The organism is Phycisphaeraceae bacterium (genome assembly GCA_040222855.1).
Taxonomy (GTDB): Bacteria; Planctomycetota; Phycisphaerae; order Phycisphaerales; family Phycisphaeraceae; genus Mucisphaera.
Genome location: JAVKCD010000025.1, coordinates 804,396 through 817,678 on the forward strand (window position 1 = coordinate 804,396; position 13,283 = coordinate 817,678).

The window sequence follows — 13,283 nt, forward strand, 5'->3', positions numbered from 1 at the left end:
CAGGAGCTTCGAGCATGGGTCTGATGGACGGCAAAAAGGGCATCATCTTCGGCATCGCCAACGAGCGCAGCTACGCCTACTTCATCGCGAAGCAGCTCGTCGAGCAGGGTGCCGAGCTGTATTTCACGTACCTCCCGATCGGCAAGATGGAGCACCGTGTCCGCAAGGCGGTCGAGAGCCTTGGCGTGTCCGACCCCTGGCTGGTGCCCTGCGATGCCTCATCGGATGAGTCGCTGGATGAAGTCTTTACCAAGCTCAAGCAGGACGCCGGGACGATCGACTTCGTCGTCCACTCGATCGCGTTTGCGGACAAGGACTATCTCGCCGCCGACATGTTCCACAAGACCCCGCGGGGCGTCTTTACCCAGTCGATGGACATCTCCGCCTACACGCTCGTCGCGATGGCCCAGCGGGCGATGCCGCTGATGACCAACGGCGGCTCGATCCTCTCGCTGACCTACTTCGGCGGGGAGAAGGTTGTCCCGCGCTACAACGTCATGGGCGTCGCCAAGGCGTGCCTCGAGCACACCACGCGGTACCTCGCCTACGAACTTGGCGACAAGGATCCGGAGACCGGCGCGAGTAGGAACATCCGCGTGAACACCATCTCCGCGGGCCCCTTCAAGACCCTCGCCGGCGCGGGCGTCGGCGGGATGGACGAGATGATCGCCCACCAGGAGAAGAAGTCGTCACTCAAGCGCACCAACACCGGCGACGAGGTCGGCAACACCGCCGTCTACCTGCTCTCCGACCTGTCCACCGGCGTCACCGGCGAGACGGTGCATGTGGATTGTGGGTTCTCTATTGTGGGGTTTTAGAGCTGAGACACCCCCGATAAATGTGTAAGGAGTCCATGTCGCATGGATCGTGGCAGACTGGCAAAGCGGGCCATCATTTATCTTGCTGGTGCCTTGGTGCCTTGGATTGCAAGCCTTTATCAGCTTTATGGCATAATAATGTCGGACGTAGACGGCTTCAGCGCTAGCGATATGTATCGCATCGACGTTCTGCTTCTATCCATCATCTCTTCGATCTTTTGGATCCTTTTCATCTCTCTGATGGCTTCCTATATTATCGTGCCGTTCATAGCAAAACAGTTCGATATCGCTATTGATTCTGCCAAGCTGAATCTCTATCTCTGCACTTTTCTGATGTGTTTGCTCGCTGTGAGCTACGCGATGTTTCCTGTGATATTGTATTTCGCGTATTTCGCAGGATCGGATGGGTTTTGAGCCTCGGTAGAGTTTTGTCGTCGCGCATATAAAAACACCCCCGACCAACCGGCCGAGGGTGTCGCTAAGTTCAGATTGTCGGAAGTGGCTTTAGCGGTAGAACTCGATGACGAGGTTCATGTTGACCTCGAAGGGCACCTGATCCGAGGTGGGGATTGAGAGCGCCTTGGCGGTCAGGGTCGAGGGGTCGAAGGTCAGCCAGCCGGGGACCTCATGGCCGGGGAGCGACTCGAGGTTCTCACGGATCAGGTCCTCGACAGTCCGCTTCGAGCTCTCGCGCTTCCTGCGGATGACGGTGATCTCGTCACCCACGCGGACCTGATACGAGGGTCGGTCGGTCTTGCGGCCGTTGATGGCGACGTGCCCGTGGGCGACCATCTGCCGGGCCGCCCAGATCGAGCGCGCCCAGCCGAGACGGCGGATGATGTTGTCCAGCCGTTGCTCGAGCAGCGACAGAAGCACGTCGCCGGTGTTGCCCTGCGTGCGGGTGGCCTTGGCCATGTAGATGCGGAACTGCTTCTCCAGCACGTTGTAGTGGTAGCGGAGCTTCTGCTTCTCGTTCAGGCGGACGCCGTAGTCCCGCAGACGCCGGCCGCGGAAGCCGTGCATGCCTGGGGGATTGAGTTGACGCTTGTTCGTGTGCTTGGGCAGGTCGACGATCGGGACGCCGACGCGGCGGGAGAGCTTGACCTTCGGTCCGGTGTAGTTTGCCATAAATCCTTATGAAAGCCTTGATTAGGGCCTTCGGGTCCTTGGTGGCTCGGCCGTGGCTACGGCGTCGCGATGGGGAACACGCTGGACACCTTGTCCGGCGAGCCATGTAGTCCACCAGAAGTCCGCGATCCTGTCAACCGACACAGGCCGTCGAGACTGCCCGACCGGCGAGTCAGGCGGAACCTGATCGGGGAGGGAGTTATCACGGACTCTGGTGACGCCGATGGGTCCGGTATGAAGAAAATGATCGCCGTTCTGAGTGTTCTGGGTCTGGCGGGCCTGATGACGGCCTGTGCGCACGAACCGAAGCCGATTGAGACCGTTTCACGGCCTCTGGCTGCCGTTCCGAGCGCCGATGGAGCCCTATATGCGGGGCGTTTGGACGATGGACCGGCCGCTGTGGCTAATCCCGGGCCCTCCTGGACGGTGTTGACGGTCGAGGAGCTGCAGCATCGGACCCGTTATTTCGACCCGCGAACCGGGCTGATGATCACCAAAACCCAGAATCGCCAGACCGTGCGCGAGGACCCGTGGCTGGCCGCCCCGATCAAGCTCCCCGACACCAGGGGCGAGGGGCAAGACCTGCGTTATCACGGGCAGCGTGGCGGACACGGCGGGGGCGAGTAGCTCAGAATCTGAATCAAGGCTGGCTTACACGGCGGGCTGGCTTAGAATCCCATTATGAACGTGATCAAACCTGTCGATGCGGTGTCGCCCAAGCGGCGTTTCTGGGGCAACATCGCGCTGATTAGCGTGTTCTCAGCCATGGTCTTCGTCACGCTGGGTACCAGTCTCGCGCGGTCATCGACCGGCGATCAACTGAGCCTGCTGGTGGACGTTCGGCACTGGATCCTCAACAGCTACGTCGAGGATGTGGAGGGCCAGGACCTGACCGAGGCGGCGATCAACGGGATGATCGAATCACTGGGTGATCCGTACACGAGCTACTTCCCGCCTGAGGATCTCGAGAGTTTCAACGAATCGATCGAGGGCCAGTTTTCGGGGATCGGTGCGGAAGTGGATATGAAGGAGGGGCGGCTGCGAATCGTGAGCCCGCTGGAGGATTCGCCGGCGTGGCAAGCGGGGGTGCTGGCTGGCGACATGGTGTTGGAGATCGATGGCGAGTCGACCGAAGGCTTGTCGCTGCGGGAGTGCGTCAGCAGGCTCAAGGGTTTGGAGGGCACGGATGTCACGATCCTGGTCCGTCATCTCTCGGGTGAAGAGGCCGAGATCACCATCACGCGAGCTGTGATCAAGGTCGCGACGGTGCGCGGGATCGCTCGCGATGCGGATTTACACGAGACCTACTGGCTCGATGCCGATCGAAAGATCGCTTACGTCCGCCTGACGCAGTTTGGTCAGCGATCGGCGGACGAGTTAGCGGCGGTGCTCACCGACCTGCGTGATCAGGGGATGGAAGCGCTGGTGCTCGACCTGCGGTTCAACCTTGGCGGGTTGCTGACCGGTGCCCAGGCGATCTCGGACATGTTTCTGACCGAGGAACAGACGATCGTGTCGGTGCGGAATCGTCAGGGGGATGAGCAGTTTGCTAAGTCGACGGCTGAGACGATTCTGCCGGAGACGCCCGTAGTCCTGCTGGTCAACGAGATCAGTGCGTCGGCATCGGAGATTGTCGCGGGCGCACTCAAGGACAACGGGCGGGCCCGGCTGGTTGGCGTGCGGACGTTCGGCAAGGGCTCGGTGCAGCAGGTGCGTGAGCTGGATGGCGGGCGGTCGGCGTTGAAGCTCACAACGGCGTACTACTACATCCCTTCGGGCCGGAAGATCCATCGGGTCGAGGACGCGGAGAAATGGGGTGTGGACCCGTCGGATGGGTGCTGGGTGAGCATGACGCCTGAAGAGGTGCGGGCGCTGATTGAGGTGCGTCGAGAGGCGGCGATTGATCGCGGAGAGAACGGGACGCCGGTGCGTTCGACGTGGACCAGCGAAGCGATCAAGGAAGACCTCAAGGACCCGCAGCTCGCCGCGGCACTCGATTCGGTGACCGGTTATCTAACCGAGGGCAACTGGCCGGAGGTCGGGCAGAACAACGATGACGCCGTGGTCACGCTGATGAGACGAGCGTCGCTGGAACGCCGGCGTGATCTGCTGCGGGAGACGCTGGAGGATGTCGAGGAGGAGCTTGAGAAGCTCGACAAGCCGACCGAGGCGGCTTCGGTGCCGGAGGATGTGGTCGATGAGGCCATGGCACCGGACAGTGCCACGCCTTGAGTGATCGCGTACTGGTTTTAGGCCTGGAGACGAGCTGCGACGAGACGTCGGCGGCGGTGGTGGCGGATGGTGTTCGCGTGCTCGGTCATGTGGTGGCGTCACAGCACGATCTGCACGCGGAGTACGGCGGCGTGGTGCCGGAGATCGCGAGCCGGGCTCATCTGGAGCGATTGTTGCCGGTGATCCGGAGCACGCTGAATCAGTCCGGCGTCGGGCTCGATGACATCAACGCCGTGGCAGTGGGGAATCGGCCGGGGCTGATCGGGTCGCTGCTTGTTGGGGTGTCGGCGGCACAGGCGCTGGCGTGGTCACTCGGCGTTCCGCTGATCGGGGTGGATCATGTGCAGGCGCATCTCTATGCGGGCAGGCTGATTGAAGCTAACGATAGGCAACAGATTGCTGAAGCCCATGAGAACGAAGGGGCGAGCTTGGGCCTGGTCGTGTCAGGCGGGCATACGAGTATCTATGAGTTAGGCGAGGGGCTGGTCGCGCGGGAGATCGGGCGGACGATTGATGACGCGGTCGGCGAGGCGTTTGATAAGGCGGCGGTGATTCTCGGTTTGGGCTTCCCAGGCGGGCCGGCGGTCGAGCGATGTGCCCGTGAGGGTGATGCTTCGAGGGTTGACCTGCCGGTGTCGATGCTGGGCAAGGAGAGCCTGGATTTCTCGTTCAGCGGGCTCAAGACGGCGCTGCTCTATCGGGTGCGTGGGCAGCCCAAGACGGTGAATGGCAAGCCGGTGTTCGAGCGAGCGTTCGAGGACCTAGGTGACCAAGAGCGGGCCGACCTGGCTGCGGGGTTTCAGCGAGCGGCGGTGGCGGCGGTCATCAAAAAGCTCTCGCGGGCGGTCGAGCAGAAGCGGGCGAATGGCGAGGAGGTGTCGCGGCTGGTCACTGGCGGCGGGGTCACGGCCAACGGTCATCTCCGCAACGAGCTGCGGGCGTGGGGCCAGCGCGAGGTGGTCGAGGTCGTTATCCCGGCGATGGCGTACTGCGTCGATAACGCGGCCATGATCGCTGGGCTGGGGACGCAGCGATTTCTCGCTGGCGAGCGCGATGGGCTCGACCTCGCGGCGGTGGCGACGACCTCGCTGCGTTGACTTACACTCCGGCCATGTCACTTGAGTTGCTGTTTATGGGTAGTGGAACCTCGGCAGGCGTACCGATGATCGGCTGCGATTGCCGGGTATGCCGGTCCGACGACCCGCGCGATCAACGGAGTCGGAGTAGTGCGGTGGTGGAGTGGATCGATGACGGCGGGATCGCTAGGCGGGTGCTGATTGATGCGACGCCCGAGCTGCGGGCGCAGTGTCTGCGTGAGGACATCACCCGTCTCGATGCGGTGGTCTACACGCACGGGCATGCGGATCATGTGATGGGGACGGATGACCTCCGGCGGTTCAACGCGGTCCAACAGGAGGCGTTGGACATCTACGCGGACGAGGCGACCTTTGAGGTGCTCGGACGGATGTTCACCTACATCTTCGATTCGAGCATCAACCTCAACAAGAGCTTCGTGGCGACGCTGATCCCCCACCGGGTGGAGCACGGCGTGAGCTTCGAGCTTCACGGGGCCCGGTGGACCCCCCTGCTGCTGTACCACGGCCGGATGCCGATCACGGGGTACCGGATCGACCACGGTGGGCGGAGCATCGGGTACTGCACGGACGTGTCGAGCATCCCGCCGGAGAGCCTGCCGCTGCTCGAAGGCTTGGACGTGCTGGTGCTCGACGGGCTGCGGCACAAGCACCACCCGACGCACCTGACGATCGAGCGGGCGTGCGAGTACGCGGAGCGCTTGGGCGTAAGCAAGTGCTACCTGACCCACATCGGCCACGAGGTGAGTCACGCGGAGGTGAGTGAGGGGCTGCCGGAGGGGGTTTTTCTCGGCTCCGACGGCCTTAGAGTCTGACGCCTCTCCCGAGCACGGGTCATGCGGGGCGGCGGAGGGTGATCAAGCCAAGGAGTGTGAGTCCGGCCAGGGCGTTGGGCATCGGCACGGTGTAGTTCTTCGAGAGCATCATCTTATCGCGCTCGGAGGGGCTGACGAAGGGATCGGCGCGGGTGATGGTGCCCATGCCATCGTCGATGAGCTTGAAGTCGGGGTCCATGACGTTCTTGCGGTCGCCACTGGTCCGGGGGTCATCATCGAGCCCGAGGACGTGGCCGAACTCGTGGGCACCGAGGTTCTTCATGAACGTCGGGGCGACGGCGGAGTGACCGATCGCATCCGGGTGGATGGCGATGAAGCCTTCGGTGATGAAGACATGGTCTTTGTCGGTTGGGTAAGGATCCGGGACGAAGCCCCCGCCGGTGCCGTAGGGGGGAGGGGCGTCGTCTGGGAACGGCGGATTGTCGCTGGTCACATCGACATCGACGTAGCACTCAGCATCAATGGTCGGTTCGCCATCCTTAAAGACGATCTTGAGGCCGGGGAGGCAGTTGATCCAGGAGTTGATGCCCATCTCGAAGTTCGTGCGGTCGTCGCCGGCGATCGTGCCGGGGATAAAGACCGTGATGGTCTTGGGCAGTTTCCAGCCGTAGGACTGGACGCCATCGCGCGGGTCCGCGTCGATGAAGTTGGCGTGGGCAGCGGAAGTCAGGCAAAGCAACATCGCGGTCCCCGGGATGAGACGGCGTGTCATGGGAGTCTCCCTTGTGGTTCAGAGGCTGATTCGACGGGTGCAGTTTATGTGGCGGGCTGGGTGGGGGGTAGAGGGGGTTACCCTAGGCAAGCGCAAGTTTCGGAGGGGGTGTTTCTGTGGTGGGAAGGAGGGAGGGTTTAGAGAGTGAGATCCAGCCCATCAGACAGCAAATCTGAACAACTTAAGTCAGGTTCGTAGAACTTAAGAATTGTGATACTCGGCCCCCACTTGCCGGCCATCAGATGTAACTTGTGAAGCGAATTTTTACTCATTTTATAGGTCAGAAGATGAATTTCAGTCTTACTACTGATATTGTTAAAAAAGTTAAACCTATCAATAGATATGGGATCGTAAGAGAAGCCCATAAAGATTATTCGCTCAGCCGCTTGAAGTTGTTCATTAGCTTCTTTGAACTCTTCGGAAACAAAACTCCTCTCATTACCACTTAGATCGTTCAACTCAGATACAACGCGTATATTCTGGGAGGCTTTTTTGATAGAAACATCATCTTTGATCTCACCGTATTCATAAGTTTCCAGTGAACCAAGATCGCCATGCAGATGCAATGGATATAAATTTGATTCTCTCATTTTTGCTATCGCAGCATCTTCCGAAATATTGCATCGCTCTGAAAGTGCACTCATGAGAAAGTATTCTAAGGAGCGGTCATAGTTAAATGTGATAATTCGTAGGTCTGTTTTCGTTATCGCGTCCAATGGATCTTTACACCCCGAGACGATTGATTGCAATAATGACTGATACCATTTTTTTGCACCATCTCGGTTAAAATTGGGGTACTTGTATTCTTTATGTTTTATAATTTTTGCGATGAGAAACTTACCGACCACACGGAGGTCTTCTCTAGATTCAAGGAAAGTATCTATAGAGGGACAACCAGAAGCCGATAGTTTATTCGCGAATTCTTTACAGGCTTCCTCAAGCTGCTGCTTCGAAGTTAAGTACCTGTACTCGCCGCCATCTCTTGCTGCATACCACTCCGCGGGTGACATGACTTCCTTCTGGTGACTCAAAGCAACAATTTCATCGACCAAACCACCTGCTAGTGGATACCCTACATCCACACTCGCCCCCGCCCCCAGAATCAGCACTGTCGGTTTCGTGATCACGTGATCTCCTTTTCTGGAGTTCAGTTCTAAGCCCCCGCCATCGTCCCATGAATCAACTCATACAGCGCCAGCCCCGGGTCGGGCTGGCGCATGAGGTGTTCGCCGACGAGGACGCGGTGGACGTGGGCGAGGGCGAGTTTCTGGATGTCGGCGTGGGTGCGGATGCCGGACTCGGAGACGAGCAGGTCGGGGTCGGGCACTTCGCGGAGCAGGTCGAGGGTGTGCTGGAGGTCGGTCCGCATGGTGCGCAGGTTGCGGTTGTTGATGCCCAGCAGCGTATAGGAGGCCAGCGGGAAGCCGAGGTGGGGTTTGACCTGCACGAGCGATTCGAGGTCGTGGACCTCGACGAGGGTCGTGAGCTTGAGTTCGGTGGCGAGGATCAGCAGGTCGATGAGCTGGGATTCGCCGAGGCACTCGGCGATGAGCAGGATGGCGTCGGCGCCGTGGGCCCGGGCCTCGTAGACCTGATACGGGTCGACGATGAAGTCCTTGCGGAGCACCGGGAGCGAGACGGCCGCCTTGATCTGGTTGATGTAGGCCAGGTCGCCCTGGAAGTAGTGGCGATCGGTCAAGCAGGAGATGGCGGCGGCGCCGTTGTCGGCATACGCGGTGGCGATGGCGACAGGGTCGAAGTCGTCACGGATCACGCCGGCCGAGGGCGAGGCTTTCTTGACCTCGGCGATCACGCGCAGGGTGTTCTTGGGCCGGGTCACGGCGGCGAAGAAGTTGCGCGGGGGCTCGGCGTCGGCGGCGCGGGCCTTGATGTCGTCAAACGACACGGCGGCCTTGGCGGCGGCGATCTCCTGCCGCTTGTGCGCGATGATCTCGGCCAGGATGTTCAACCCTCGCCCTCCCCACGCTGGGCCCGGAGGGTCGTTCCTGTTTGCACCGGCATTGACGGCATCTGCGGTCTAATCATGAGATCAGCATAGCGGACGACTGGCGAGGATTCCGGCGTGTGTTTTAGCCCATCAGCCAGCAGACTTGGCTGGGGTGGGGTGGTCGGTTAGGCTTGGGTTGCCGCGTCACGAAACCACCTGCGCGAGGATACGGGCTGGTGCCAAGAATCGGTTTGTTGTCGGATTCTCATGGCCGCTCCACGACCACCCGCCGGGCGGTTGAGTTGCTGGTCGCAGAGGGGGCGGAGGTCTTGGTGCACCTCGGTGACGTGGGAACGGTGGAGGTCATCGACGCGCTGGCGGAGGTGGATGACGAGGGGTCGCCCATCGAGGCTCACCTGGTGTTCGGCAACACCGACTGGGACACGGGCCCACTGGCTCGATACGCCGAGGAACTGGGGGTCAAGGTCGACCACCCGGCGGGGAGGATCCAGCTCGAGCAGGGGTCGCTGTATTTTTGTCATGGGCATCAGCCGGAGATCATGGCGGCGGGGCTCCGAGAGGGGGCGAAGTACCTCTGTCACGGGCACACGCACCGGACACTGGATGAGCAGCAGGGGGCAACGCGGGTCATCAATCCGGGAGCCTTGTTCAGGGCGGAGACTTACACGGTGGCGCTGCTGGACAGCGGTTCGGATACGCTTCGGTTTCTGACGGTGGACGAACCCCGAAGCAGGCGATAGGGTCAACTGAGACATGAGTGCTTCTGAGTCATCCCGCCAGCCACAGGCTGATCTGGACCCGCTGATCCGTTCGTTCCGAGCGGAGGATCAGGCGTGCGTCTCTCGGCTGTACGTCGAGGGGTTGCTCGCTGGCCAGATCCCCCCAAACGACACGGGGGCGGACATCGAGAACGTGCTCGAGGCGTATTTCGATGACGACCGCCATCACTTATGGGTGGCGGAGGCCGAGGGCGAGGTCGTTGGGATGATCGGCGTCGGCAGCGACGAGCGAGACACGGCGGAGATCCGTCGGCTGCGGGTGATCCCGGACCATCAGCGATCGTCCATCGCACAGTTGCTCGCCGAGACGGCAGTCAACCATTGCAGGAAGCACGGGTTCTTGAAAGTTCGCCTGGACACCCGGTTCGAGCGCGACGCCGCACTGGACCTGTTCACACGACTGGGCTTCAAGCACAACCGGACCAAGACCATGAACGGCAAGGACCTGCACGAGTTCTACCTGGACCTGTACCGGGCGGAGAACGACGAGTCGTAAGCAGGCGAATCAGATTTCGTTGATCGGGGAGAACCGCGAGCCAGCGAGTGGGATCCGGCGGTTGACCGGCGGGTCTTTTGGCAGCAGCGCACTGAGGAACGGGGCGACCACGGCCACGATGATGTTGGCCAGCAGGTACGCCCACCACGCGGTGATGTCGAGGGCGACCATCACGGTGACGACCAGGAGCATGACGAGCATCAGCGGGATCATGCCACGCCAGGCGAGCTTCATGAGCTGGTCGAAGCGAAAGCGCGGCAGCGTCCAGCGGATCATCATCATCAGCCAGAGGAGGATGAGGACTTTGACGGCGTAGATGGTCGCCTGCATCCCAACGAGAAGAATCCCGCCGATGAGCGAGCCTTCGGCGAAGAGGCCGAAGAAGGTTCCGTCGTTGACGCGAGGCACGAAGTTGATGAACGGCAACAGGTCGGCCCCTCCCAGGAACAGGAGGACGAAGAAGGCACTCGAGGTGATCATGTGCATGTATTCAGCGAGGAAGAAAAGCGCCCAGCGGAGCGAGGAATACTCGGTGTGGAACCCGCCAACGAGTTCCTGCTCGGCCTCAGCCAGATCGAAGGGAGCACGGTTGCACTCGGCAAGTCCGCAGGTGAAGAAGATGATCGCCAGCAGCGGGTGGGCGAGGATTCCCCATGCGGAGTCGGCCTGGAGGAGCGTCATCTCGTTCGTCGAGGCCGACTGGAAGTAGATGATCATGATGAGCACGCAGAGGGCCATCGGGATCTCGTAGGAGAGCATCTGGGCGGTCGCGCGAAGCCCGCCGAGGAACGAGTATTTGTTGTTCGATGCGTAGCCGGCCAGCGCGACGCCATAGACGGCCAGCGACGAGACCGCGAGGAGATAGATCACGCCCAGGTCAGCGGGGAAGATCGTCACGAAAGTCAGCCCGGGTTCGATCCACCAGTTGCCCTCGGAGCCGAGGCCGGGGAAGTCCCAGACGCCGCCCCAAGGGATGACGGCAGCGCCAAGGAGTGCCGGGACAACGACGAGCATCGGCGCGAGATAGAACAGGAGTTTTTCGACGTGAGGCGGGGTGTAGTCTTCCTTGAACAAGAGCTTGAGGCCGTCAGCGAGGGCCTGGCCGAGGCCGAGCATGGTGTTCTTTGGGTCGAAGAGCCAGCCGAGGCCGATGGCGTTCCAGATGTCATTGAGACCAAAGGAAAAGTTGGTGCGGTTGGGGCCGAAGCGGTCCTGCACATAGGCGGCGACCTTGCGCTCGAGCATGATGAGGTAGGCGCAGGTGAGCTGGATCGCGGGCAGCGACATGGCGATCACGAGCATGCTGACGAAGAACTGGGCGCTCACAGGCGACTCCACGGGGGTCGTGTTCCGACTACAGTGGTAACGCGGCACGGTCGCCGCAGACGATGATAAAGGTAGGCCCCGCGGAGTGAGCGAGCAAATGACCGAGAAACGCACGGACGAGTCGATCAAGGAAACACTCGAGTCGCTGGTGATCGCTTTCGTCCTGGCGTTCGTGTTCCGGGCGTATGTCGTCGAGGCCTTTGTGATCCCGACGGGGTCGATGGCACCCACGCTTCTGGGCCAGCACGTCCGTGTGATGTCGGAGCAATCGGGCTACGGCTACGAGGTGGATGTCCCCGAGATCCCGCAGATGATCGAGCGGTTTCGGCAAGTCGGCCCGCTGGACCCGATGACCGGGGCCCCGTCGCGGATGATCAACCCGGCCGTCTCGCCCGGCGACCGGATTCTGGTGCTCAAGTATCTTTACGAGTTTGCTGAGCCCCGCCGATGGGACGTGGTGGTGTTCAAGGACCCGAAAGACCCGAAGACCAACTTCATCAAGCGACTGATCGGGTTGCCGGAAGAGGAGATCGCGATCCTCGACGGGAATCTCTACACCCGTGAGGCGGGGAAGACCTCAGACCGCGACTGGCGGATCGCACGGAAATCAGACCGACCGAAAGTGCAGAACGCGGTCTGGCAGCCGATCTATCACTCGCAGTACGTCCCGCTGGATGAGGGCTCGCGTTCCCGACGAGGCTCGGGTGCTCCGGGTTGGGAGAACCCATGGAAACCTTCCGAGGCTTCAGCGTGGGAGGTGGACAACCAGCGCATGTTCCGTCTGCGTAGCGATGAGGGAGCCCTGCGGTTTGATTTCGCAGCGGGCAACTACGGCGAACACTGGGCACGGTACGCTTACAACCAGTTCTCGCCCGAGACAACCGATGAGCAGATTGAAGACATCCGGCTGTCGGTTCACCTGACACCCAATGAGGCTGGCCAGGAGGTGTGGCTGGAGACAACCGCACGGCTGGATGATCCGGCCATGAGAGATGAGCGACTGCGAGTCACAGTTGCATCCGATGGCACCGTGCTGCTGGAAGCTCCCGATCGAGAGGACCAGGGACGCCGGTTGCTCACCCAGGGGAAGATCGATCCACTTGAGGGAAAACACGATGTCCACCTCGAATGGTGGGTGGTGGATCAGCAGGTGATTCTGTGGATGGACGGCGATCAGATCCTGACATGGTCCTTCGAGTTGCCTCTGGAAGACCTGATGCGTCGCGGGGCGCCTGATGAGCTACCGTCCATTGCTCTGGGGATGTCAGGAGGCTCAGCGGTCATTCATCGCATCGAACTGGACCGCGATCTGTACTACAGCTCATCGCTGAGTAGAGGTCCGATCTACGCCCGTAGCGGCCTGATTCGTGTGAGCACAGCGGTTCAGGGAAGCCCGTTGACGCTCGGGCCGGATGAGTTCTTCTGCGTGGGCGACAACGGCCCTCGGAGCAACGACGGGCGTTACTGGACCGATGTCGATCCCTGGGTCGAGACCCGGTACTTCGATCCTCAGGCGGACGGGCGTGGGATCGTGCCCCGGCGGTTGCTGGTCGGAAAAGCCTTCTTCATCTACTTCCCCGCCCCATACGCCGTCGCTGGAAATCGATGGAACGTCATCCCGAACTTTGGGGACATGGGCTTTATCCACTAGCCCTAGCGGCTCACCAACGGGGCTGAACACCGATCTAGGGCCGTTGATCGGATGGTCCGGTGTTTGGATTTCATCAGAAACCCGTTAGGGGCATCCCGCAGCCAGGAGATACGACCAGCTTATCCACATCGCCCGCCAGCAAGGCCGCCAAATCATCTGATATTTCAGTCCGATGATGGGGCTGAGCCGTGTTCCGCCAAGACCTCAGGATCAGCCGGTTTTTATGCTGTATTTCGGGACCC

Annotated in this window: 14 protein-coding genes; 9 read left to right on the forward strand and 5 right to left on the reverse strand. The window is 61.0% G+C overall.

Going from position 1 to position 13,283, the window contains the following annotated elements; all coding sequences use genetic code 11:
* Positions 1-14: 14 nt before the first annotated feature.
* Positions 15-818 carry an enoyl-ACP reductase gene (locus tag RIG82_13210; protein ID MEQ9461900.1) on the forward strand — a complete coding sequence of 268 codons (804 nt, stop codon included), beginning with the start codon at positions 15-17 and terminating at the stop codon, positions 816-818.
* A 42-nt stretch (positions 819-860) separates the two neighbouring features.
* Positions 861-1,232, forward strand: coding sequence for a hypothetical protein (locus RIG82_13215; GenBank protein ID MEQ9461901.1), 372 nt, complete (start codon positions 861-863; stop codon positions 1,230-1,232).
* Positions 1,233-1,322: 90 nt separating this feature from the next.
* Here RIG82_13215 and rpsD read toward each other — a convergent pair whose 3' ends face one another.
* Positions 1,323-1,946 carry a 30S ribosomal protein S4 gene (gene rpsD, locus RIG82_13220; protein ID MEQ9461902.1) on the reverse strand — a complete coding sequence of 208 codons (624 nt, stop codon included), beginning with the start codon at positions 1,944-1,946 and terminating at the stop codon, positions 1,323-1,325.
* 234 nt (positions 1,947-2,180) lie between these two features.
* On the opposite strand from rpsD, the gene RIG82_13225 reads away from it, so the two are divergent.
* From RIG82_13225 to RIG82_13240, 4 genes are read left to right on the forward strand one after another with little or no spacing between them, the layout of a single operon-like run.
* Positions 2,181-2,573, forward strand: a complete 393-nt coding sequence (locus tag RIG82_13225; protein ID MEQ9461903.1) for a hypothetical protein — start codon at positions 2,181-2,183, stop codon at positions 2,571-2,573.
* A gap of 54 nt (positions 2,574-2,627) precedes the next feature.
* Positions 2,628-4,178 (forward strand): S41 family peptidase, encoded by a 1,551-nt coding sequence (locus RIG82_13230; GenBank protein ID MEQ9461904.1) that lies wholly within the window; start codon positions 2,628-2,630, stop codon positions 4,176-4,178.
* The gene (tsaD, locus tag RIG82_13235; GenBank protein MEQ9461905.1) at positions 4,175-5,275 is read left to right on the forward strand and encodes a tRNA (adenosine(37)-N6)-threonylcarbamoyltransferase complex transferase subunit TsaD; all 1,101 of its coding nucleotides are present in this window, start codon (positions 4,175-4,177) and stop codon (positions 5,273-5,275) included. Before RIG82_13230 ends, tsaD begins: the two co-directional genes overlap by 4 nt.
* Positions 5,276-5,289: 14 nt before the next feature.
* Complete coding sequence (locus RIG82_13240) at positions 5,290-6,087, forward strand: MBL fold metallo-hydrolase (GenBank protein ID MEQ9461906.1); 798 nt, start codon at positions 5,290-5,292, stop codon at positions 6,085-6,087.
* Between the two features lie 19 nt (positions 6,088-6,106).
* Here the strand turns inward: RIG82_13240 and RIG82_13245 are convergent, their stop codons facing one another.
* The 3 genes from RIG82_13245 to trpC form a co-directional block, all read right to left on the reverse strand.
* Complete coding sequence (locus tag RIG82_13245; GenBank protein ID MEQ9461907.1) at positions 6,107-6,820, reverse strand: hypothetical protein; 714 nt, start codon at positions 6,818-6,820, stop codon at positions 6,107-6,109.
* A 137-nt stretch (positions 6,821-6,957) separates the two neighbouring features.
* Positions 6,958-7,947, reverse strand: a complete 990-nt coding sequence (locus tag RIG82_13250; GenBank protein MEQ9461908.1) for a hypothetical protein — start codon at positions 7,945-7,947, stop codon at positions 6,958-6,960.
* A 26-nt stretch (positions 7,948-7,973) separates the two neighbouring features.
* Positions 7,974-8,789: an indole-3-glycerol phosphate synthase TrpC gene (gene trpC / locus RIG82_13255; protein ID MEQ9461909.1), complete on the reverse strand. Its 816-nt coding sequence runs from the start codon at positions 8,787-8,789 to the stop codon at positions 7,974-7,976.
* A gap of 215 nt (positions 8,790-9,004) precedes the next feature.
* Here trpC and RIG82_13260 point away from each other — a divergent pair, with 215 nt between their 5' ends.
* Both RIG82_13260 and RIG82_13265 read left to right on the forward strand, forming a co-directional pair.
* A complete protein-coding gene (locus tag RIG82_13260; protein MEQ9461910.1) occupies positions 9,005-9,529 on the forward strand; it encodes a metallophosphoesterase family protein in 525 nt (174 codons plus the stop codon).
* Between the two features lie 13 nt (positions 9,530-9,542).
* Positions 9,543-10,064 (forward strand): GNAT family N-acetyltransferase, encoded by a 522-nt coding sequence (locus tag RIG82_13265; GenBank protein ID MEQ9461911.1) that lies wholly within the window; start codon positions 9,543-9,545, stop codon positions 10,062-10,064.
* A gap of 9 nt (positions 10,065-10,073) precedes the next feature.
* Here RIG82_13265 and RIG82_13270 read toward each other — a convergent pair whose 3' ends face one another.
* A complete protein-coding gene (locus RIG82_13270) occupies positions 10,074-11,390 on the reverse strand; it encodes a complex I subunit 1 family protein (GenBank protein MEQ9461912.1) in 1,317 nt (438 codons plus the stop codon).
* A 97-nt stretch (positions 11,391-11,487) separates the two neighbouring features.
* Here RIG82_13270 and lepB point away from each other — a divergent pair, with 97 nt between their 5' ends.
* Positions 11,488-13,041: a signal peptidase I gene (gene lepB / locus RIG82_13275; protein MEQ9461913.1), complete on the forward strand. Its 1,554-nt coding sequence runs from the start codon at positions 11,488-11,490 to the stop codon at positions 13,039-13,041.
* Positions 13,042-13,283: the final 242 nt, after the last annotated feature.

Coding starts and splice junctions, on each gene's coding strand:
- RIG82_13265 (MEQ9461911.1), top strand. CDS start 9,543: ATGAGTGCTTCTGAGTCATCCCGCCAGCCACAGGCTGATCTGGACCCG.
- RIG82_13240 (MEQ9461906.1), top strand. CDS start 5,290: ATGTCACTTGAGTTGCTGTTTATGGGTAGTGGAACCTCGGCAGGCGTA.
- RIG82_13215 (MEQ9461901.1), top strand. CDS start 861: ATGGATCGTGGCAGACTGGCAAAGCGGGCCATCATTTATCTTGCTGGT.
- RIG82_13245 (MEQ9461907.1), bottom strand. CDS start 6,820: ATGACACGCCGTCTCATCCCGGGGACCGCGATGTTGCTTTGCCTGACT.
- RIG82_13210 (MEQ9461900.1), top strand. CDS start 15: ATGGGTCTGATGGACGGCAAAAAGGGCATCATCTTCGGCATCGCCAAC.
- rpsD (MEQ9461902.1), bottom strand. CDS start 1,946: ATGGCAAACTACACCGGACCGAAGGTCAAGCTCTCCCGCCGCGTCGGC.
- RIG82_13230 (MEQ9461904.1), top strand. CDS start 2,628: ATGAACGTGATCAAACCTGTCGATGCGGTGTCGCCCAAGCGGCGTTTC.
- lepB (MEQ9461913.1), top strand. CDS start 11,488: ATGACCGAGAAACGCACGGACGAGTCGATCAAGGAAACACTCGAGTCG.
- RIG82_13225 (MEQ9461903.1), top strand. CDS start 2,181: ATGAAGAAAATGATCGCCGTTCTGAGTGTTCTGGGTCTGGCGGGCCTG.